A 20,988-nucleotide genomic window follows, 5' to 3' on the forward strand; every position below is an offset into this window, starting at 1 on the left:
TGTAACAGCAAGAAGCTTGCCAAGCTCGAGCAAGATCAATTTGCCGAGAACGGGCCTGTAGGCTGGCTTCCGCGCCGACATAGCGGTGTTTATCCCACGTCGTGTGCACAGGGCTGGAAGGCCTCGTGGGACCGGTCGGCCTGGGGGGCCGCGTCCACGCCCCTCAGGGGCCTGACGAACGCGGTTCGAGCGCCGTCCCGATCGCGGCTCGAGGGCCTCCGGCGGGCGCTGCTCGTGACCTGTCCCTTACGACAGGTCGCGGACGATCGCCCGGACTGCTGTCCGATTGTCCCCGCGGACAGCCTCAGCGCGCCGCGCCCGCCTCGAGCTCGTCGGCGACGACCGCCGCGACCGCCGCCTGGGCGAGACCAAAGAGCAGAGGGCCCACGAACGGGAGCGCCATCACGGCGACCCACGGGAGGCCGAAGCCGGCGAGGGTGGCGCGATGGCCCCGGACGATCCTCCGCTGGTGGGCGTAGTCGCTGCCGACGCGCTCGAAGTACGGGTCGAGGAGCTCCCAGGTGAAGGTCCGGGCGGCGTACCACAGCTGCAGCGGCGGCCCGAGCAGCGGGCCGACGAAGGGCACCAGCGTGAGGGCGAACAGGGCCACGGTGACGCCGAGGAAGTGCACGGCGCGCTTGATGCTGCCGACGGTCGCGGCCACGAACCCGAGCTCGGAGGGCCGCTCGAGCCGGGTCGCCAGCGCCTGGTCGGTCGCCCGCATGCCGGCCATGAACACGCCGTCGGCCAGGAACGGGAGGCCGATGCTGACGGCGAAGAAAGCCAGCATCGGCGCGGCCACCAGTGCCAGCGCGCCGCCGCCGAGCCGCAGCGCCCATCTTCCGAGCCATGTCGTCCAGGACATGTCCCCATCGACAGGTACCATCCACCACAACAGGCCGCCGAGCGCCACCGTCAGCGCGACCGCGAGGACGACCAGCACCGCGGCCAGGCGCAGGTAGGCGCGGCGGACCTCGGTGCTGGCGAGCGCGAGCCGCAGCCCGCGGCCGGCCAGCTGGAGGCCGCGCGGGAGGCTCGAGGGGACGGCCTGGGCGGACGACATCAACCTCGCGAGTAGCACGAATCGGCGGTCGGGGTCGCGCGGGCGGGCAGGGCTGCGCGGCGAGGCCCCTTCGCGCGCGCGGACCCTTCGCGCCGGTCCCGGCGCCGTGCCCCCGATGGACGACCGACCGCCGTCGCGGCGAGGCCACACCCGAAGCGAGCAGCGTGAACCCGCGAGCTTGCGCACGTGCGTCGACGATGCCCGGGCGCCCGCGCAGCGGTGGCCTTCCCGGCGCGCGACGCTCGGCCGCTCGTGTATATTGCCGCGGCCTGAGGGGACGATGGACATGAAATTGGTCAGCCGAATTGCGCGTGGGACGATGCTCGCGGCGGTGTTCGCCACTGGTTGCAGCGACGACGGGGGCACGGGCGCGGGCACCCAGAATGTCGACACCACGGCACCGTCGAGCGACGGCACGGCGACGCAGAGCCCCGACCCGACCGCCGAGCCGAGCCCCACCGACCCGACGGGCGGGACCCAGTCGGGCGGCCAGACCAACACCACCGAGCCCGACCCGACCGCGGGCCCCACCACCAACCCGACGACGACGACGACCGCGACGTCGACGACGACGCCGGACACGACGACCGCGACGGCGACCACGAGCGACGACACCACCACCGGCGGCGCGTCCGGCCTGGTCCGCTTCGTGGTGCTCGGCGACGTCGGCGAGGGCAACGAGGACCAGTACCAGGTCGCCGACGCGATCATCGCCGTGTGCGAGCAGCGCGGCTGCGACTGGGCGATGCTGACCGGCGACAACTTCTACGACAGCGGCGTCGACGGCGTCGACGACCCGCAGTGGCAGGAGAAGTTCGAGCTGCCGTACATGGGCATCACGTTCCCGATCTACGCGGTGCTCGGCAACCACGACTACGGCGGCAACGGCATCGGCGTCGACTTCGACAACAACAAGTCGGACTACCAGGTCGAGTACACGCAGCACAGCGAGCTGTGGCGGATGCCCGACAAGTACTACTCGTGGACGCAGGCCCACGCGGAGTTCTGGGGCCTCGACACCAACCAGGTGATGACCGACCCGTTCAACGGCAGCTCCGACGACCAGCAGGCCTGGCTCGACCAGACCGTCGCCGCCAGCACGGCGACGTGGAAGATCGCCTTCGGCCACCACCCCTATCTTTCCAACGGCGAGCACGGCAACGCCGGCAACTACGAGGATCTCGAGGGGATCCCGCTGCCCTTCGTCGCCGGCGACAACGTCAAGGAGTTCATGGAGGAGTCGGTCTGCGGCAAGATCGACGTCTATATCTGCGGCCACGACCACACGATGCAGTGGCTGCAGGCGACCTGCGGCACCGAGTTCATCGTCGCCGGCGCCGGCAGCAAGGCCAACGGCCTGCCGGGCAGCAACCCGATGCACTTCCAGGTGCCCGAGATGGAAGGCTTCACGTGGGTCGAGCTCAACGACAACAGCTTCACCGGCGTCATCTACGACAAGAACGGCAACGAGCTGTACTCGCGCACGTTCATGAAGTGAGCGCCGGCGCGTCCGCTGCGGCGCGAGGAGCGGTGGGGGCCGCTCCTCGCGGGCGCGTCGCTCAGCCCGCGGCCCCGGCCGTGCGCGCGAACGACTGCAGGATGCTGCCCCAGCCGCCCTCGCCGCCGAGCGTGCGCGCCATGTCCTCGGCGCGGTCGCCGTAGCGCTCGAGCAGGCGGTGCTCGAGCTCGACGCGGGTGCCGTCGCCGTCGCGGACGAAGCGGACCTCGACCTCGGTCTGCAGGCTCGGGTCGTAGGCCCACTGGCAGCTGATCTCCCAGCTCAGCACGAGGCGGGTCGGCGGCTCCCAGGCGAGCACATGGCCCCAGAGACACTCGCTGCCGTCGACGCCGCGCTCGAACCACCGGCCGCCGGCGAACGGCTCCATCACCGCGGTGGCGGGGTCGGCCTTGCCGATGTGGTGGCTGACGAGCGGCCACCAGGTGCCGACCTTCTCGGTGAACACGCGGAAGGCCCGCTCGGGCGTGGTGGCGACGTGGATGCGCTTGGAGACGAGCAGGTCGCGCGCCTCGAGGGAGGGGACGGGGATCGGTTGGTTCATGATGCTTCCTTGTCGTCGTCGTCGTCGTCGTCAGCCTCGGCCGCCGCCTTGAACGCCGACAACGCGAGCGTCCAAAACCGGTCGAGGTCGGCCCGCAGCCGGGCAATGCCTGCGGTGTGGATGGTGTAGACGCGCCGCGTGCCCTCGGCGCGGTACGCCACGAGCCCGGCCTCCTTCAACACGCGCAGGTGCTGCGAGACCGCCGGACGACTGATCGGCAACCGCTCGGCCAGCTCGCCCACCGAGTGGGGCCGCTCCGCGAGGTGCTCGAAGATCGCCCGCCGACTCGGGTCGCCCAGCGCGTCCCAGGGGTTGGCTTGGTAAGTGGGCACGAACGGTAAGTAGCAACGAACATATGGGGCGTCAAGCCGCTCTGCGGCCGCCTGGCTGCAGCGCAAGGTGCGCGGGTGGCTTCACCAGGCCTCGGCGAGCGGACGGGGCTCCGGGTCGACGGCCGGAGGCGCCCACCCGGCCGTCGGCGACGGGTCCGGTGATGTCGGCGATTAAAAGTTTTAAAGGACATGCTCTTCGGAGCATGTCCTTTGGGCGCTTGACTCGAGAGACATATCCCCGAGGACATGTCGTTGCAGCGGAGCTAGCGGGGCTCGTCTTCGCCGCGGTAGATGCAGCCGGAGGTGCAGGTCTCGCGGATCACCACCTGCGACAGGCCCGGCAGGGCCGGCAGCATGCGGCGCCAGATCCACCGGGCCAGCAGCTCGCTGGTCGGGTTGTCGAGGCCTTCGATCTCGTTGAGGTAGTTGTGGTCGAGCAGCGCGTGCAGCGGCTGCCAGGCGGCGGCGATGTCGGCGAAGTCGAGGACCCAGCCGCTGGGCTCGCCGACGGGGCCCTCGACGTGGATCTCGACGAAGAACGAGTGGCCGTGCAGCCGCGCGCACTTGTGGCCCGGGGGGACGTTCGGGAGGCGGTGGGCGGCCTCGAAGCGGAACTGTTTAAAAATGTCCATGGCTCGGCGCGGGTGGCGGAGAGTAACGGAAGCCGGCGCGGGCGCCGAGCTGGGCGAGCTCACGGCCTGCGGCGGGGGCTCTACAGGCGCCAGTAGGGGGCCTGGGCCTGGACGGCGCGGCGGACGGCCGCCTCGCCGCGGGGGCTCGCGGGGCTCCCGCCGGGCGGGGTGCTGCCGGCCAGGACGGCCGTGCACGCGTAGGCGCTGTCGGCCAGGCCGCGGAGGTCGTAGCCACCCTCGAGCAACAGGACCACGCGGCCCTCGGCCAGGCGGTCGGCGAGCTCGCAGACCACGCCGCACAGGTGGGCGAAGCCGTCGGCGGTGACCTGCATGTCGCCGAGGGGGTCGTCGCGGTGGGGGTCGAAGCCGGCCGACACGAGGATCAGCTCGGGGGCGAACTGCTCTGCGATCGGGGTCAGGAGGTCGCGGTAGACCGCCGCGTAGTCGCCGTCGCCGAGGCCGCCGGGCAGCGGCACGTTGACGGTGAAGCCGCGGCCGTCGCCGTCGCCGACCTCCTCGGCCGCGCCGGTGCCGGGGTAGTGCGGCGATTGATGGGTGTTGAACACCAGGACGTCGCGGCGGCCCTCGAACAGGTGCTGGGTGCCGTTGCCGTGGTGGACGTCCCAGTCGACGATCAGCACGCGCGACAGGCCGAGCGCGGCGCGGGCGTGCTCGGCGGCCACGGCGACGTTGCTGAACACGCAGAAGCCCATCGCCGCGCTGTTCTCGGCGTGGTGCCCGGGCGGGCGCACGAGCGCGAAGGCGCGGCGGGCGGCGCCGGCGACCACCGCCTCGACCGCGGCGATACCTGACCCTGAGGCCAGGTAGGCGGCGTCGACGCTGCCGGCGCTGAGGAGGACGTCGGGGTCGAGGTCGAAGGCGACGCCGCGGGCCGAGTCGACCGCGTCGATGTAGATCGGGTGGTGGACGCGCTCGATCTGCGCGCGCGTGGCCGGCGGGGCCGAGACCCAGCGCGTGCCGGCGATCGGGGCGCCGCGCAGGCGCTCGCAGATCGCCCGCAGCCTCGCCGGGCTCTCGGGGTGGTGCGGGCTCTGCTCGTGGTCGAGCATGCGATCGTCGCAGACTAAGAGCGTCTCGTGCGGCATGGCGATGGCGCGGCAGCATAGTCGCCGCGGCCGGCGGGCGCTACCGATTCGGCGCCAGGGCGACGTCGCCGGCGGCGGCCTGGCCGGCGGGCTTCCGCGGGGCGCACGAGACGATGGCGCGACCGGAGCGCCGGGCGTGGACCTGCGTGACCTCGGCGCCGAACAGCACGATGATCGACGAGTAGTAGACCCACGCCATCATCGCCACCAGCGAGCCGGCCGCGCCGTAGGCCGAGCCGACGGCGGCGCGACCGAGGTAGACGCCGATGGCCCACTGGCCGACGGTGAACAGCAGCGAGGTGGTGGCGGCGCCGATCAGGACCTCGCGCCAGCGGACCTCGGCGTTGGGCAGGAGCTTGAACAGCAGCGCGAACAGGCCGGTCATCACCGTGAGCGACACGCCGAGGTCGACGAGCCGCCAGAACCACCCGAGGTCGGACGCGCCGGGCATCGCCGACAGGCCGGAGACGATCGAGCCGGCCACCAGCAGGGTGATCACCGCGGCGCCGAAGGCGAGGATCAGGACGAGGCCGAGCAGGCGCCCGCGCACGGTGTTGCGCCAGCCGGTCGCGCGCGGGCCGGCGTCCCAGATGTGGTCGAGGGCCGCCTGCAGCTGGCCGAACGCCGTGGTCGCGCCGACCAGCAGGACCACGCCGCTGACGACCGCCGAGACCAGGCCGCCGCCGGCCTTGTGCGCGTGCGCGAGGATGTCCTGCGCGACCGTGGCGGCCTCGCCGCCGATGAGGTGCTCCAGCCGCTCGACGACCTCGCCGCGCGCGGCCTCCTCGCCGTACACCAGCCCGACGAGCGCCACGAGCAGCAGCAGGAACGGGGCGAGCGACAGCATCGTGTAATACGACAGCGCCCCGGCCTGCGTGAACGGGTCCTCGCCCGCGAACTCCACGGCCGAATCCTTGAGCAGAAGAAAGGTTTCGCGCAGTCTCCGCATGGTCGCTCCGAGCCGGCCCGGCGATTGTGATCCAGATCGGCGGGCGCGGCCAGCGTCGCCGCGAGGCCGCGCTATTCGTGGACGTCAGCGCGGATTCGTCGCAAGAGACATGTCTTCATGGGCATGTCCTTTCGAACAGTCGATGCGCGCCGGCCTCGCGGACTTTGCGCGCTTTGCGACCCACGCGACGCGTGAACGGTCCGGGACCGGTCTTCGACGCGGGTACGCCGATTGTGCGCGTGGCGCCTGAGACCGGCCGGGATCATAGTTCGCGCGTCATGCGCCCAATGTGGACATGTCTCTTCGGGCTGGTGCTCGCGGTCGTGGTCGGCTGCTCGAGCAAGCTCGACGATGTCCGCGGCAGCGACGCGTACATCAAAGACGTCAAGTTCGTCGGCGTCGAGCGATTCACCGAGGACGAGCTGCTGCAGTACCTGCACATGGGCGAGACGTCGCGCCTGCCGTGGAAGGACCGCTACGCGTTCCTGCCGGCCAACATCCCGGTCGACGCCGCGCGCATCGTCGAGGTCTACAAGGCGCACGGCTACTACGACGCCGAGGTGGTGTCGATCACCCCGCGGGTCAAGGCCGGGCGGGTGCGCGTGTTCACCCGCACGCCGGGCGAGCGCGCGCCGGGCAAGGCGACCATCGAGGTGATCGTCCGCGAGGGCGAGCCGACGCTGGTGGAGACGATCGCGCTCGAGTTCCCCGACGGGCGCCCGGGCACCGAGGTGCCTGACCCGAAGGTCAGCGAGCTGGCGCTGCGCAAGCGGGTCGCGCTGGTGACCGGGCGGGCGTTCGAGATCCCGCTGCTGAACCGCTCGGTCGAGCAATTGCTCGAGACGCTGCGCGAGGCCGGCTACGCCGAGGCCGAGGTCAAGGAGGCGGCCGAGGTGCAGCCGGGCGTGGGGGCGCGCGTGCGCTTCGAGATCCGCCCGGGCCCTCACTACAAGATCGGCGAGGTCCGCTTCGAGGGCCTCGGCCCGGTGCCGGAGCGCTTCGTCGCCAACGAGGTCGACTACGCGCCGGGCAAGCCGTACAGCCCGCGGCTGGTCAAGAAGGTCGAGGCGAACACCTACGGGCTCGACGTGTTCGACACCGTCACCGTCGAGGAGCGGCCGTCGGAGACGAAGAAGGGGACGATCGACCTGGTGGTCAAGGCGCGGCCGGCCAAGCCGCAGTCGATCAAGCTCGGCGCCGGCTTCGGCCTCGACCCGGTGCGCTGGGAGCAGCGCGCCAGCCTGCTCTACACCCACAAGAACCTGTTCAAGAACCTGACCCGCCTCGACCTGCGCGCCCGCGCCGGCTACGCCGAGCTGCCGAGCATGTTCAACCCGCAGGAGCACGGGCCGATCGTCAAGTTCGAGCCGACGCTGCGGCAGAAGGGGCTGATCGAGAAGCGCACGGTGGCGTCGCTGTCGCCGTCGTTCGAGCTGGGGATCTGGGAGGGCTATCAGTTCTACAGCCCGACGCTGCGGGCCGGCCTGTCGCGCTTCTTCACCCGCTTCGTCGAGGCCGAGCTGGCCTACAACTTCCGCTTCGTCGACTTCTTCAACGTGTCGCCGACGCTCAAGGGCGAGAAGTCGATCCTCGGGCTCGACTTCCGCGACCCGTACACGCTGAGCTACCTCGAGCCGTCGCTGCGGATCTACCTCACCGACTCGGTGCTGCGGCCGAAGAACGGCGCGATCCTCGGCGTCGTCTACGACATCATGGGCCTGGGCGGCGACTTCAGCGCCCACCGCGTGCGCCCGAGCGTCCGCCTGTACTGGACGCCGCACTGGCGGCTCACGCTGGCCGGTCGCTTCGAGATGGGGTGGATCGTGCCGTACGGGGCCAAGGGCGGGGCGCCGATCGACATGCGCTTCTACCTCGGCGGCGCCGACACCGTGCGCGGCTGGGGCCTGCGGCGCCTGTCGCCGCAGATGTTCCCCGCGGGCTGCGTGCCCGGCGAGGCCGACTGTCGCGGGATCCCCGTCGGCGGAAACACCATGATCCTCGCCAACATCGAGGCTCGCGTGCGCGCCACCGAGATGCTGAGCTTCGTCGTCTTCGCCGACGGCGGCGACGTGCGCGCCGGCGTCAATCAGTTCGCCCTGGACCAATTCAACTACTCGGCCGGGCCCGGTGTCCGCCTCGACACGCCGATCGGCATGTTCCGCCTTGACGTGGGCTTCCGCCTCAACCAGACCGAGTACGCGCTGGGGCAGAAGATCTGGGCCGTGCACTTCGGCCTCGGTGAAGCATTCTGAACATCGCGGGGGTGTGATGGCGACGCGGATCGGCAGGATCGCACGAGCGACGTTCAAGGGGGGCCTGGTGGCCCTGCTCGTCGTGGTCACGGCGCTGCTGCTGCTGCTGACGACCAACCTCGGGCTGCGCCTCGCGCTGCGGATCGGGCTGCCGATCTACAACGACGCGATCGCCGGCAGCGTCGCGATCGAGGGCGCCGAGGGCACGCTGCTCGGCTCGTTCGCGCTGCGCGGGGTGACGCTGGCCGACCGCGAGGGGCGCGCGCTGATCACCGCCGACGCGCTCGCGGTCGAGTGGACGCCGCGGGCGCTGCTGGCCGGCGACCTGCAGGTCGACGCGCTGGCGCTCGAGCGGCCGCGCGTGTACCTGCCCGGGCTCGGCGGCGGCTTCGCCGACATCGCGCCGCCGGGCGATGATGTCCCGAAGGACATGTCCTTGCCGCCCGGCCCCGATCTGCCGCTGGCGATCGCGGCGACGCTGCGGCTGCGCGACGGCGCGGTGTTCATGGCCGACGGGTCGCCGATCGTCGAGGCGCTCGACCTCGACCTGCGGGCCCGCGGGGCCGGGCGGGTGGCCGAGGCGGAGCTGCTGGCGGGGCGCGGGCGCCTGTTCGGGCAGCGGGAGCTCGAGGCGATGACGCTGCGCGCGGGCTGGGCGGCGCCGGTGGCGATGGTCGACGGGCTGCGGGTGGAGCTCGACACGGCAGTGCTCGAGATCCCGCAGGCGCGGCTCGACGTCCGCGCCTGGCGCGGGCTGCTCGACCTGCGCGCCCGTGCGGCGCTGGCCGGGCTGGCCGATTACCTGCCCGAAGGGACAGTCGAGAAGTTGATGGCGCCGGCGGGCACGCTCGAGCTCGCGGTCGCGGGCGAAGGTGACCCGGAGGACATGGCGGCCGAGGTCCGCGTCGCGCTGGCGCCGGGCGTCGCGCTGCGGCTGGCGGGCACGGGGGCGTGGCGCGGGACCCCGCAGGCCGACGTGACGCTGGCGGCCGACGTCGACCTGGCGCCGTGGACGGCGGCGCGGCTCGGGCGCGTGCGGCCGACGCTCGAGCTGCACGCGCGGCAGCTGGCGAGCCGGCGGATCGGCGTGGCCGGCGGGCTGCGCTGCCCGGAGTGCGCGCGCCTCGGCGGGGTGTCACTCGACGTCGAGGGCGTGGTGGCCGAGAACGGCCTGGCCCTCGAGACAGCCCTCGACGCCGCCGGGATCGGGGCGCTGGTCGACGTGGTGGTGATGAACGGCGGGCTGCGGCGGCTCGACTGGCGCCTGTCGGTGGTCGACATGGCGCGGCCGGCCGCGGTGGCGCGGCAATTCGCGGAGGTGCCGCCGGTGGAAGGGTCGCTGCGCGGCCGCGGGGCGTGCACCGGGCCCGAGCTGCGCTGCGCCGGCGCGCTCGAGCTGCGCCGGGTCGACGCCGCCGGGGTCGAGGTCGCGGACGCGCGGATCGACGTCGATGTCCTGAAGAACATGACCGAAGGGACACTCGCGCTGGCGGTCGACGGGCTGCGCGCGGGCGGGCAGACCGTCGAGCGCGGCGAGCTCCGGCTCGGGGTCGAGAAGCTGCCGGCCGGGCCGGTGGCCCCGCCGGTGCCGGCCGCGCTGCCGCCGCTGCACGCGACGCTGCAGGCGGGGCTGCGCGGGCCGGGCTCGCGGGTCGACGTCGACCTGTCTGTTCGGACAGGTCAGGAGATCGGCGCGGAGCTGCGGGCGCTGGCGGCCGACCACGCCGGCTTCCACGCCGAGCTCGAGCGGCCGGCGCGGGCGGTGCTGTCGGGCTCGCGGCTCGCGGTCGAGGGGCTGGCGCTGCAGGTCGCGGGCGGCCGGCTGGCGGTGGACGGGATCGTCGACGCCGAGGAGCCGAGCGATCTGCACGTCGATCTGTCGGGGCTGGCGCTGGCGCGCCTGCGGCCGCTGCTGCCGCGCTCGCTGCGGCCGGCCGGGGTGGCGTCGGCGAAGGTGCGGGTGCACGGGCGGCCCGAGGCGCCGGCGCTCGCGGCGAACGTGAGGGTCGCGCGCGCGGGGCTGCGCGGCGGGCGGCTCGGCGACCTCGAGCTCGCGGCGAAGCTCGAGGGCGGGCGCGCCGAGGTCGAGGCCGAGCTGCGCGGGCCGCTGGCGCGCCGGCTGCGGGTCGTCGCCGAGGCGCCGGTCCATGTGGACATGTCGCAACGGACAGGGTCTATCGGGCAGGACGGTTATGCGAAGATCGAGCTGCGGGCCCAGGACGTCCGGCTGGCGCGGCTGCGGCCGTGGCTGGCGCGGCCGGAGCTCGCCGGGCGGGTCGACGGGATGGCGCTCTTCGAGGCCAACGGCACCGGCGACCTGGCGACGCCGCGGCTGTTGACCGAGTGGCGCGCGCACGACCTGAGGGTCGGCGAGGCGCCGGTCGGCGACGTGGCGGTCAGCGTCAGTCACCGCGGCGAGTGGCTGCAGGGCAAGGTCGACGTCCACCGCAGCGGCGGGCGGGCGCGGCTCGACGTGCAGGTGCCGATCGAGCTCGACCCGCTGCGCGGGCGCTTCGCCTGGCACAAGGAGCGCGAGCACCGGGGGCTGTTGCAGCTCGACGAGTTCGACGTCGCGCGCCAGCTCGACGCGATCGCGCCCGGGCACGACGCGGCCGGCACGCTGACGCTGCGCGCCGAACTGACGGGGCCCGCGACCGCGCCGGCGCTGCAGGCCGACCTGCGCGGCGAGGGCTTGATGCACCGGCGGATCGCCCTCGGCTCGGTCTCGCTGGCGGCGACCATGCGCGACGGCGGCGTCGCGGTCGACCTCTCGGGCGGCGGCGGTCAGGTCGGGCGCTTCCAGGTCCGCGCGCTGGCCCCGGTCGCGCTCGACGCCGCGGGCGTGCGCTGGCGTCGCGACGGCTGGTACGCGCTGAACCTCGACCTGCGCGAGCTCGAGCTGGCGCCGCTCGAGCCGCTGCTCGGGCTCAACCTCGGCGGGCGGATCACCGGCGGGGTGACCTTCGACGGCGCGGGCCGCCACCCCAAGCTGCAGGGAGCTGTCCGCGCGGACAGGTTGTCGTTCAAGGGCCAGCCGGTCGGCAACCTGCGCGTCGACCTCGACTACCGCGACGGCGGGGCGAAGCTCGCGGGGCGCGGCAGGCTCGGCAAGAACACCCGCATCGAGCTCGACGGGCGCGTGCCGCTCGACGTCGACCTCGCGACCGGCGGGGTCGAGTGGGCGACCGAGCGGCCCGGCAAGGTCCGGCTCGACGTGATCGGGCTCGACCACGACGCGCTCGAGCCGTTCAGCCCGCTGCCGCAGCAGGCGCTGATCGCCCTCGACGTCCACGCGGAGGCCGACGTCGACGCCGAGCACGTGCGCGGCAAGGCGGCGGTGGCCGGGGAGATCGGGCACAAGGTGCTCGGCGGGCTGCCGCTCAAGATCGACGTCGCGGTCGACGACGTCAAACAGACGGTGCGCGGCAGCCTCGGCCGGCGCAACGAGAAGGGCTCGCTGTCGTTCACCGCCGACGCGACGGCGTCGATCCCGGAGCTGCGCCGCGGCGAGGCGGAGCTGCTGGCGACGCCGATCCGCGGCGACCTCGAGGCGAAGGCGACCGACCTGCGCTACCTCAGCGGGTTCTTCCCCGAGGCGATCTACGACTTCACCGGCTTCTTCTCCAGCGAGGTCCAGGTGCGCGGCGCGCTCGGCAAGCCGACGTTCCGCGGGGCGGCGCGGCTGCAGAAGGGCGGCGTGACGGTGGTGGCGCTGCAGCAGCGGTTCCGCGACCTGAACTTCTCGCTCGCGGCCGACGGGCCGCGGCTCGAGCTGACCAGCCTGACGGCGACCAGCGGCGAGGGCCGGCTCAAGGCCAGCGGCGCGGCGACGTTCGCCGGCGGCGGCAAGCTGAACGCCGAGGCCTCGCTGGCCCTGAGCAAGTTCCCGGTGGTCCGCCCCGGGCTGCCGCAGATGATCGTCGACACCAAGGTGCGCGCCGGCATCAAGCGCGGCCCGCAGGGGCTCGGCGTGGCGATCGACGTCGACGGCGCGGAGGTGTGGGTGTCGGACCTGACGACGCGCGCGCCCGAACCGCTGCCCGAGAACGAGAACGTCAAGATCGTCACGGGGCCGCTGCCCGGGCTGCAGGCGGCTCTCGGCAGCCAGCCGGGCGCGACCGACCGGGTCCCGCCGGTGGTGATCGCCGAGGAGAGGACGATGCCGCCGACGAAGGAGGAGGTCGACCTCGAGGAGGTCGACACCAGCCACCTCGACCTCGAGGTGCGGCTGAAGTCGCCGGTGCACATCAAGGGGCCGTCGATGGACATGAACTGGAGCGGCGCGCTCGCGCTGCACCGCAAGGGCGAGGAGGCCGAGGTCACCGGCGGCTTCCGCTCCGACCGCGGCCGCTTCGAGCTGCTCGGCAACCGCTTCACGATCGATCAGGGCCGCGTGTTCCTGCCGGAGGACGGCTCGACGGTCGACCCGTACCTCGACCTCACCGCCGACACGACGACGCCGCAGGCGGAGGTCACGGTGGCGATCCGCGGCCGCCTCAGCCGGCCCGAGCTGAAGCTGCGCTCGCGCCCGTCGCTGACCGAGGGGCAGATCTTCGCGCTGCTGCTGACGGGCACGGCCGACACGCAGGAGAGCGACCCGAAGAAGACGCAGGCGAGCGCGGCCGGGCTGCTGGTCAACTTCAGCAACCCGACGCTGTCGCGCTTCGCCGACCAGAAGCTCGGCATCGACCGCATCAAGTTCGGCTTCGCCGACGACGTGACGCAGCCGGTGCTCAGCGTCGGCAAGCACCTGACGAAGAAGATCTACGCGGAGACGACGTACCACCACAACGCGCCGGCGCGGACCAACCGGATCCAGGGCTCGTTCGAGTACCGGTTCCGACCGTCGTGGTCGGTCGAGACGTTCTTCGGCGACGCGGCCGTCGGCGGGCTCGACCTGTTCTGGCGCCGCAGCTTCGGCCGCACGCAGGCCCCCGGCGAGGCGGCGGCCGAGCCGGCGAAGGGCACGACCAAGAACACGGCGCGCCGCTGACGCTGCTGCGGTGAATGCCCGCAAGGCCAGGTGATGCATTCTCGATGTCTGCAGCGCCCCGGGCGCCGACCGCGGCGGGCCTGCCGCGTCGCCAGGCGCGCGACCGCGTGAGCGCCGGAATGGCCGTGAAAACAGCGTTCGACGGGCGTAATCCGGTTCGCGCCGGTTGCAACCGCGATCACACTGTGGGCAGGAGAAAGCGAAGACATGCGATCGATGAATCAAGATCAAGCGCAGGGGAAGTGGGATCAGCTGAAGGGCAAGGCCAAGCGGATCTGGGGCGAGCTGACCGACGACGATTTCCTCAAGGCAGAGGGCTCGGCCGACAAGCTGTACGGCATCATCCAGGAGCGCTTCGGCGACGGAAAGGAGGCGATTCAACGCAAACTCGAGGACCTCCATCTGCCATAGCAACGAAGCGCCGGCGACACGCAGCCGCCGGCTGAATCGTCGCGCCCGCCCCCTCACGCGATCGGGGGCGGGCGCGGCACTTTTAAAAACAGTCAAAAGGGGCCGGAATACGGGCTCTGCTGGGCTCGCTGTCGCGAACGCGCCAATCGGTGAGCTGTGCACAATGTTTATGGGACGGCGAATCGATTGATTAATTCGGCCGGAGCGCGGTTGACCGGCCGGCGATCATGAACCACTCCTAAGACAGGAGGAATGACCATGCTTCGTTGGGCTGCCGTTTTCTTCATCATCTCGATCATCGCCGCGATCTTCGGCTTCGGCGGGGTGGCGAACGCCGCCTCGGACGTCGCCCAGGTGCTGTTCTTCGTCTTCATCGTGATCTTCGCGGTGATGCTGGTGGCGGGCCTCGTCGCCGGCAAGAAGATCGCCGGCTGACGCGTCCTCCGGGCGCGCGCTGTCCCGCGAGGGGACGGCCGCGCCGGACGGCGCGCGGTGGTCCCGCGAGAGGTGAGCGCCCGCCGGCAGCGCTCGTAGGAGCGTCAATCCCGGGTGGATGTCCGAGCGACGGCTCGAACCGTCGGGCGCTGCTCGCGGGTGCGAGTAGCGGGCTCGACCGCGGGCGTGCGGGTGCCGCAGATGCTCGAAGGGGCAGGTGCCGGGCGCAGGGGGCGCGACGCGCCGACCCCGCCGGGTCGTGCTTTCGGGAGGCATGTTCTGCGCTCGCAGAAGTCGTCGCTTGGGGCGACCTGCCCCGAACGCCATCTGTCGTGAGAGACAGGTGACGCGGTCGTCTGTCCGTGGTCACCACAATCGACCTGCAGACGCGGATTGCGAGGCGAGCGCACGGGCGCGAGCGAGCGAATGGCCACACATGCAGGCCGGCAGTTATCCTCGGTTTGGCCGCAAATCCCCGTGCAGCGTGGCGTGCACGCAACTTTGCGTTTGAGTGGCTCGGCCGCGTGTGGCACACGTGGGCGATGCTGAAGTGCAGGAGTTTGTTCGGACTCGGGGCGATGTCGGCGGCGCTGCTGTCTGCGTGCGGCGACGACGGGAGGACCACGGCGGGGGCGACCGGCGTGACGGGGGTGACCGGAGTGACGGCGGCGACAGTCGGCCCGATGACGACCGACGCGGCGACCTCGACCGACGCGCCGACGACGTCGAGCGGCAGCGAGGGCACGGGCACCGCGAGCGCGAGCGAGGGCACGACCGAGGCGCTGACCACCGAGGCCAGCGGCGTGGGCACCAGCTCGACCGGCGACACCACCGGGCCGGTCACTGCGACGAACACGACCGAGAGCCCCGGCACGACCGACGGCCCGTGCGTGTGCAACCCCGGCGATCTGAACGGGTGCGACGGCGACCAGATCCTGGTATGCGCCGACGACTGTCAGGGCTTCGAGCCGCAGCCCTGCCCCGGCAACGGCGAGACCTGCAAGGACGGGGCGTGCGGCACGAAGCTGTGCAACCCGGGGCAGGTCCAGTGCGAGGGCCTCGACGCCGAGAAGATCTGCAACGCCAACGGCGACGGCTACGATCCGCCGGTCGCGTGCAGCCCGACCCAGCAGTGCGACTTCGGCGGCTGCACCGAGCTGTGCGACCTCGTACAGACGGCGCCGAGCTCGATCGGCTGCTCGTTCCTGGGTCACAAGATGGACAACTTCAACGACGGGCAGGCCGACTCGCTGATCGTCGGCAACACGCACCCGACCAAGACGGCGCAGGTCCAGCTGTACTTCGTGCCGAACGGGACCAACGTCGAGCAGGCCCAGGGCGCGCCGATCAACCTCGCGCCCGGGATGACGTTCACGTTCACGATGAACAACCCGGCGCTCGACAAGAAGTCGGAGCTGCGCAAGGGCGGGGTCTACCGCGTCAGCAGCAACATCCCGATCATCGCCTACCTCCACTCGCCGCTCGGCCAGCAGGCGACCAACGACGCCTCGATGCTGCTGCCCGAGTACGCGCTGCGGCAGAACTACATCATTGCCTCGTGGAAGGACACGCACAACCAGTACCCGAGCTATTTCAACGTGATCGCGCTGCAGGACGGCACGACGGTCAAGTGGACGCCGCCGCAGAACACGCTGGCCGGCAACGGGGTGCCGGCGGTGAACGCAGGCGCGACCGGACAGGTGGCGATGAACCGGTTCGACACGCTGCAGGTGCGCGGGCCGGCGGCCGGCAGCGACGTGTCCGGCACCTACATCGAGGCCGACAAGCCGATCTGGGTGGTCGGCGCGGTCGAGTGCGTCAACGTGCCGACCTCCTCCGTCGGCTACTGCGACCACATCGAGGAGCAGATGCTGCCGCTCGACTATTGGGGCAAGACCTACGTCGGCGCCCACTCGCCGAAGCGCGGCAACGAGAAGCACTACTGGCGCGTGTTCGCCGGCGAGGACGCGACGACGATCTCGACCAACCCGGTCCAGCCGGGCACGCCCTTCGTCCTCAACAAGGGGCAGTACAAGGACCTGGTGGTCGCCAACAACGTCAGCTTCATGTTCTCGGGCGACAAGCCGTTCCTGCCGGTGCAGTACCTCGAGAGCCAGAACGGCGGCGCCGGCACCGGCGACCCGGCGATGTACCAGATGATCCCCGTCGAGCAGTTCCTCGACCGCTACGCGTTCGCCACCGGCACCGGCTACACCCACGACTACGTCCAGGTCATCCGCCAGGCGGGCGGCGCCGACGTCAAGGTCGACGGCGTGACCGTCGGCAACTACTACACCGTCGGCAGCTACGAGGTGGCCGACTACAAGATCGGCCAGGGCGGCCACCTCGCCGAGAGCACCGACCCGTTCGGCATCGTCAGCGTCGGCTACACCGACGTGACCTCGTACGCCTACCCCGGCGGCATGCGGCTGAAGGTCATCAACCCGCAGTGATGTGAGCTGTCCCCGGGGGCATGTGCGAAGGGACATGCCCCCGGTCCCGCGCCGGAGATGTGGGCTCGGAGAGCCGCGAGGTGTGCGCGAGACGGGGGCTGCCCGTCGCGCCGACGCTGGCGAGGGCGGGTGAAAGGCCCTAAGATCGGCGGCCGATGTCCGCGCGCGTCATCGCCGGGCTGGCCGCAGTCGCCGCGGCGCTCGCGTGCGCGCCGGCGCTGCCGCGCAGCGTGCGTCCGCAGGCACAGGGGGGAGCGCAGGCGTGGCCGGACGTCGCCGCGCCGCTGCCGGCGCGTCCCGACGGCCGGCGCGACGCGGCGCTGATCGTCAGCGTCGAGGACTACGCGTTCATGGCCGATCGGCCAGGTGCGCACGCGGTCGCGGGCGCGTGGTACCGCTACCTGCACGAGGTCCGCGGGCTGCGGGCGCGGCAGATCCGCTGGCTGCGCGGCAGCGAGGTCACGGTGAAGGCGGTGCGAGAGGCGCTGTCGGCGATGCACTGGCGAGTCGGGCGCGACGCGATGCTGTGGCTGGTGTTCGTCGGGCACGCGGGCAGCCGGCCGGGCGCCGCCATGGGGACGCTGCTGACCGCCGGGGTGACGACGCGCGACTGGACCGCGGGGGTGCCGGTCGAGTCGCTGCTGCGGACGGCCGGCCACGGGCTGCACCGCGAGCTGATCGCGGTGTTCGACGGCTGTCTGCCCGAAGGGACAGGTGCACCCGAAGCGGCGGGCCTGGCCGCGCCCGCGCTGCCGTCGCCGCCGCTGCGCGGTCCGCCGGGCCCGGGCGCCCCGGCGGTGCCGGGGTCGGGGTCGCTCGGCGACCTCGTGGCCGCGACGCGGCAGCGCGTGGAGGAGGACATGACGCGCCGCGGGCTCGAGCCGACCGACACGGTGGTGTTCACGCCCGGGGTCGGCGCGGGCTGCCGGGCGACGCTGCCCGGAGCCGACGCGCCGGCGCTGTCGTACCTGCTGCTCGGGGCGCTGCGCGGCTGGGCCGACGCGGACGGCGACGGCCGGGTCCGCGCCGCCGAGGCGCTGGCGTACGTCGACCTGGTCCTCCGGACAGGTTCGCAGGGCGCCGCGCGACCGCAAGCGCGCGGTGCCGACCTCACGCTGGCCCGCGACGCGCACGAGCGCGGGCCGGTGCCGGCAGGTGCGCGATCGGCCGGGGGGCAGGTCGACGACGCGGGGCCGCCCGAGAGCGGCGGGGTGTTCGTCGACGACCGCATGAACAAGATCGACCGCGGGCGCTTCATGATGGGCTGCCGGGCCCGCCGAGATCCCGCATGCGAGGCCGACGAGAAGCCGGCCCACGCGGTCTGGCTCGACAGCTTCGCGCTCGACGTCGACGAGGTCACGTGGAAGGACTACGAGGCGTGCGTGCGCGGGGGCGGCTGCTCGAAGGTGGCGCTGTCGCGCTGCGAGGTGTGGACCGGCGAGGCGTTCGTCCGCGGGGCGCCGCTGGCCGCGGAGTTCCTCGGCGAGGACCACCCGGTGGTCTGCGCGACGTGGGAGCAGGCGGCCGCCTACTGCGCGTGGAAGCGCAAGCGCCTGCCGACCGAGGCCGAGTGGGAGCGCGCGGCCCGGGGCGCCGAGGCCCGCGCGCAGTACCCGTGGGGCGACGCGCCGCCGTCGTGCGAGCGCGCCCACACGCACGAGTGCGGGCCCGCGACCGCGGCCGTCGGCCAGCGCCCCGCAGGCGCCAGCCCGGAGGGCATCCACGACCTCGCCGGCAACGCGTCGGAGTGGGTCGCCGACTGGTACGCGAAGCAGACCTACCGCCGCGCGTTCAACCGCAACCCCCGCGGCCCGGACCGCGGCGAGGTCAAGGTGGTGCGCGGCGGCAGCTACTACGACGGCCCCGGCTTCCTGCGCGCGTCGTACCGCTACGGCCTCAGCCCGCAGTGGGGCTACGGGACGGTCGGCTTCCGCTGCGCGCGTTGACGACCTGGCGGAAGGGCATATCGAAACGGGCATGTCCAATGGGGCATGCCCTGGAGGGCATGTCCCGGAGCGCAGGATCAGCCGGCGCTGAGGAGGACGACCGGGCAGGAGGCGTTCTTCAGCACGCTCTCGACGCGGTGGCCGAAGAAGGCGCGGGCCGCGACGGCGCGCAGGCTGCTGCCGAGCACGATGAGGTCGAAGCTGCCCTGCTCGGCCAGGCGGACGATGTCCTCCTCGGGGCGGGCGCCCTCGAGGACGACGGTCTCGACGCTGGCGCCGAACTTCTTGGCCCGCTCGGCCTCGCGGGCGACGATCTGCGCGCCGATCTCCTGCGGGCGGGCCGTGTCGACGTCGTTGGAGCCGGTGCGCGAGATGTGGACGATCGTGACCTCGGCCTTGGTGCTGGCCGCGAGGACAGCCGCGAGCTCGACGGCGTTCTTGCTGTACTCGGTGCCGACGGTCGGCACGAGGATCTTCTTCGGCGTCCACACGCGGTAGAGCTTGGGGCGGTCGCTCGATCGCCGCGCCGGCTCGCGCACGATCAGCGCCGGGCAGGGGGCCTTGTGGATGATGCGGTCGGCCATCGGCCCGAACAGCGACTCGGTGCCGCGGTGGACCTCGCCGAGCACCAGCAGCTCGTAGTCGCGCTGGGCCTCGGCCAGCACCTGCTCGGCCGGGTCGGCGTCGCTGACGATCTTGAGCTCGGGCCGCGAACCCTTGAGCAGCCGCAGCGGCCGGGCGATCCGCTCGAGCGCGCGCGAGCCCACGGCGCCGTAGCGGCGCACGCGGCGGCTCAGGAACCGCCACCACGGGGTCCGCACCGCCTGCGGGCGCGCGTACACGGCGGTGGCCTCGATCGGCTGCTCGTGGCTGAGGTAGCCGACGATCTGCGCCGGCAGGTCGACGCTGTGGGCGTGCCGGCTGACCAGGAGGACGCGCCGGATCTGGCGCACGAAGCTGCTGGCGGCGATCGCCTCGGCCTCGAGCCGCTTGGCCTCGCTCTCGCCCATCTTGACCCGCGACAGCGCCCATCGCAGCATCGGCGGCGCCATCATCGAGGTCACGATCGCGACCATGACGATGATCGAGTAGAGCTCGATGGTGAGGATCCCGAGGCCGAGGCCGACGGTGGCGACGACGATCTCCATGGCGCCGCGGGCGTTCATGCCGAAGCCCATGGCCAGCCGCTCCCAGTGCGAGAGGCCGGCGAAGGCGGCGCCGACATAGACGCCGGTGATCTTGCACGCGCAGGCGAGCCCCAACACGGCGAGGCCGACGAGCGCGACGTCGGGGTTGGCGAGCCGCGCGAGGTCGACCTTGACGCCGGCGGAGGCGAAGAAGATCGGGGCGAGGAAGGCGGCGGTGACGACCTCGAGCGTGTGCCCGACCTCGCGCCGGAACCGCGGCGCCTGGCCGGCGAGGATCCCGATCGCGAAGGCCCCGAGGACCGCCTCGATGCCCATCTGATGGGTCAGCGCGGCGGCCCCGAGCGCGAGGGCGATGACCAGCGAGGTCTGGGCGTTGACGCCGCCGATCCGCTTGTCGACGCCGGAAATGATGCGCGCGACGATCGGCACGCCGACGGTCAGCATCACGCCCAAGAACACCAGCGCGCCGCCGACCGCCTCGGCGACCGACAGCGGGTCGACCTTCCCGGCGGTCGCCAGGCCGGCGACGACCGCCAGCAAGATCCACCCGACGGTGTCGTCGGTCATCGCCGAGGCGAGGATCAACTGACCGATGTCGCGGCGGATCAGCTTGAGGTCCATCAGGACCTTGGCGATCACCGGGACCGCGCAGATGCTCATCGACACCGCCATGAACAGCGCGAACACCAGCCGCTTGTCGGGCGCGGCCAGATAGATGTCGGGCAAGAACCACCCGAACGTGGCCCCGGCCATCAGCGGGATGGAGATCCCGCAGCTGGAGATCAGCAGGGCGCTCTTGCCCCGGCGCTTGATCAGGCCGATGTCGGTCTCGAGGCCGGTGACGATGATGAGGAACAGGACGCCGAGCCACGACACCACCGACAGCAGATCGGCCTGGTGCTGGTCCCGCGGGAATACGTAGTGCTGCAGCTCCGGCGCCAGCGCGCCGAGCACCGACGGCCCCAGCAGCACCCCCGCCGCGAGTTCGCCGATCACCGCCGGCTGCTTCAGCTTGCGCATGATCTCGCCGAGCAGGCGCGCCGTCGCCAGCAGCACCGCCAGCTGCAACAGCAGCAGGAACACGGCGTGGTGCCCGAGAGACCTGAGGACGGCCTCGCCGTCGGCCGCGACCAGGGCCGCCGGCTCGGTGAGCAAGAACGCAGAACTCGACATGCTCACACTGTTTATCACGAATCGATCTGCGTCAC

At 72.2% G+C, this 20,988-nt stretch carries 14 protein-coding genes; 7 read left to right on the forward strand and 7 right to left on the reverse strand.

Going from position 1 to position 20,988, the window contains the following annotated elements; genetic code table 11:
* Nucleotides 1-304: 304 nt before the first annotated feature.
* Nucleotides 305-1,063: an EI24 domain-containing protein gene (locus K7C98_RS02060; RefSeq protein WP_224189782.1), complete on the reverse strand. Its 759-nt coding sequence runs from the start codon at nucleotides 1,061-1,063 to the stop codon at nucleotides 305-307.
* A gap of 286 nt (nucleotides 1,064-1,349) precedes the next feature.
* Here K7C98_RS02060 and K7C98_RS02065 point away from each other — a divergent pair, with 286 nt between their 5' ends.
* Nucleotides 1,350-2,561: a metallophosphoesterase gene (locus K7C98_RS02065; protein WP_224189783.1), complete on the forward strand. Its 1,212-nt coding sequence runs from the start codon at nucleotides 1,350-1,352 to the stop codon at nucleotides 2,559-2,561.
* Nucleotides 2,562-2,622: 61 nt separating this feature from the next.
* Here the strand turns inward: K7C98_RS02065 and K7C98_RS02070 are convergent, their stop codons facing one another.
* The 5 genes from K7C98_RS02070 to K7C98_RS02090 form a co-directional block, all read right to left on the reverse strand.
* Nucleotides 2,623-3,123, reverse strand: a complete 501-nt coding sequence (locus K7C98_RS02070) for an SRPBCC family protein (RefSeq protein ID WP_224189784.1) — start codon at nucleotides 3,121-3,123, stop codon at nucleotides 2,623-2,625.
* A complete protein-coding gene (locus K7C98_RS02075; RefSeq protein WP_224189785.1) occupies nucleotides 3,120-3,455 on the reverse strand; it encodes an ArsR/SmtB family transcription factor in 336 nt (111 codons plus the stop codon). The genes K7C98_RS02070 and K7C98_RS02075 overlap by 4 nt, the downstream gene beginning before the upstream one ends.
* Before the next feature lie 263 nt (nucleotides 3,456-3,718).
* Nucleotides 3,719-4,087, reverse strand: coding sequence for a 6-carboxytetrahydropterin synthase QueD (gene queD, locus K7C98_RS02080; RefSeq protein ID WP_224189786.1), 369 nt, complete (start codon nucleotides 4,085-4,087; stop codon nucleotides 3,719-3,721).
* An 80-nt stretch (nucleotides 4,088-4,167) separates the two neighbouring features.
* On the reverse strand, nucleotides 4,168-5,193 hold the full coding sequence (locus K7C98_RS02085) for a histone deacetylase family protein (RefSeq protein WP_224189787.1): 1,026 nt from the start codon (nucleotides 5,191-5,193) through the stop codon (nucleotides 4,168-4,170).
* Between the two features lie 40 nt (nucleotides 5,194-5,233).
* Nucleotides 5,234-6,097, reverse strand: a complete 864-nt coding sequence (locus tag K7C98_RS02090; protein WP_224189788.1) for a YihY/virulence factor BrkB family protein — start codon at nucleotides 6,095-6,097, stop codon at nucleotides 5,234-5,236.
* A gap of 323 nt (nucleotides 6,098-6,420) precedes the next feature.
* Here K7C98_RS02090 and K7C98_RS02095 point away from each other — a divergent pair, with 323 nt between their 5' ends.
* The 6 genes from K7C98_RS02095 to K7C98_RS02120 all read left to right on the forward strand — a co-directional run bounded on the left by K7C98_RS02095 (nucleotide 6,421) and on the right by K7C98_RS02120 (nucleotide 18,632).
* The gene (locus tag K7C98_RS02095; RefSeq protein WP_224189789.1) at nucleotides 6,421-8,394 is read left to right on the forward strand and encodes a BamA/OMP85 family outer membrane protein; all 1,974 of its coding nucleotides are present in this window, start codon (nucleotides 6,421-6,423) and stop codon (nucleotides 8,392-8,394) included.
* Nucleotides 8,395-8,410: 16 nt separating this feature from the next.
* Nucleotides 8,411-13,387 carry a translocation/assembly module TamB domain-containing protein gene (locus K7C98_RS02100; protein WP_224189790.1) on the forward strand — a complete coding sequence of 1,659 codons (4,977 nt, stop codon included), beginning with the start codon at nucleotides 8,411-8,413 and terminating at the stop codon, nucleotides 13,385-13,387.
* A gap of 216 nt (nucleotides 13,388-13,603) precedes the next feature.
* Nucleotides 13,604-13,798: a CsbD family protein gene (locus K7C98_RS02105; protein WP_096329507.1), complete on the forward strand. Its 195-nt coding sequence runs from the start codon at nucleotides 13,604-13,606 to the stop codon at nucleotides 13,796-13,798.
* A gap of 258 nt (nucleotides 13,799-14,056) precedes the next feature.
* A complete protein-coding gene (locus tag K7C98_RS02110) occupies nucleotides 14,057-14,233 on the forward strand; it encodes a DUF1328 domain-containing protein (RefSeq protein ID WP_224189791.1) in 177 nt (58 codons plus the stop codon).
* A 542-nt stretch (nucleotides 14,234-14,775) separates the two neighbouring features.
* A complete protein-coding gene (locus K7C98_RS02115) occupies nucleotides 14,776-16,686 on the forward strand; it encodes an IgGFc-binding protein (RefSeq protein WP_224189792.1) in 1,911 nt (636 codons plus the stop codon).
* Between the two features lie 155 nt (nucleotides 16,687-16,841).
* The gene (locus tag K7C98_RS02120) at nucleotides 16,842-18,632 is read left to right on the forward strand and encodes a formylglycine-generating enzyme family protein (protein WP_224189793.1); all 1,791 of its coding nucleotides are present in this window, start codon (nucleotides 16,842-16,844) and stop codon (nucleotides 18,630-18,632) included.
* Nucleotides 18,633-18,709: 77 nt separating this feature from the next.
* Here the strand turns inward: K7C98_RS02120 and K7C98_RS02125 are convergent, their stop codons facing one another.
* Nucleotides 18,710-20,953, reverse strand: coding sequence for a cation:proton antiporter (locus K7C98_RS02125; RefSeq protein ID WP_224189794.1), 2,244 nt, complete (start codon nucleotides 20,951-20,953; stop codon nucleotides 18,710-18,712).
* Between the last annotated feature and the right edge of the window lie 35 nt (nucleotides 20,954-20,988).

Origin of the sequence: Nannocystis pusilla (assembly GCF_020073745.1) — a bacterium.
GTDB lineage: Bacteria > Myxococcota_A > Polyangia > Nannocystales > Nannocystaceae > Nannocystis > Nannocystis radixulma.

Bases quoted from the DNA above. Each gene is read 5' to 3' on its own strand.
- K7C98_RS02060 (WP_224189782.1), bottom strand. From the start codon at position 1,063: ATGTCGTCCGCCCAGGCCGTCCCCTCGAGCCTCCCGCGCGGCCTCCAG.
- K7C98_RS02065 (WP_224189783.1), top strand. From the start codon at position 1,350: ATGAAATTGGTCAGCCGAATTGCGCGTGGGACGATGCTCGCGGCGGTG.
- K7C98_RS02070 (WP_224189784.1), bottom strand. From the start codon at position 3,123: ATGAACCAACCGATCCCCGTCCCCTCCCTCGAGGCGCGCGACCTGCTC.
- queD (WP_224189786.1), bottom strand. From the start codon at position 4,087: ATGGACATTTTTAAACAGTTCCGCTTCGAGGCCGCCCACCGCCTCCCG.
- K7C98_RS02085 (WP_224189787.1), bottom strand. From the start codon at position 5,193: ATGCCGCACGAGACGCTCTTAGTCTGCGACGATCGCATGCTCGACCAC.
- K7C98_RS02095 (WP_224189789.1), top strand. From the start codon at position 6,421: ATGCGCCCAATGTGGACATGTCTCTTCGGGCTGGTGCTCGCGGTCGTG.
- K7C98_RS02100 (WP_224189790.1), top strand. From the start codon at position 8,411: ATGGCGACGCGGATCGGCAGGATCGCACGAGCGACGTTCAAGGGGGGC.
- K7C98_RS02105 (WP_096329507.1), top strand. From the start codon at position 13,604: ATGAATCAAGATCAAGCGCAGGGGAAGTGGGATCAGCTGAAGGGCAAG.
- K7C98_RS02110 (WP_224189791.1), top strand. From the start codon at position 14,057: ATGCTTCGTTGGGCTGCCGTTTTCTTCATCATCTCGATCATCGCCGCG.
- K7C98_RS02115 (WP_224189792.1), top strand. From the start codon at position 14,776: ATGCTGAAGTGCAGGAGTTTGTTCGGACTCGGGGCGATGTCGGCGGCG.
- K7C98_RS02120 (WP_224189793.1), top strand. From the start codon at position 16,842: ATGTCCGCGCGCGTCATCGCCGGGCTGGCCGCAGTCGCCGCGGCGCTC.
- K7C98_RS02125 (WP_224189794.1), bottom strand. From the start codon at position 20,953: ATGTCGAGTTCTGCGTTCTTGCTCACCGAGCCGGCGGCCCTGGTCGCG.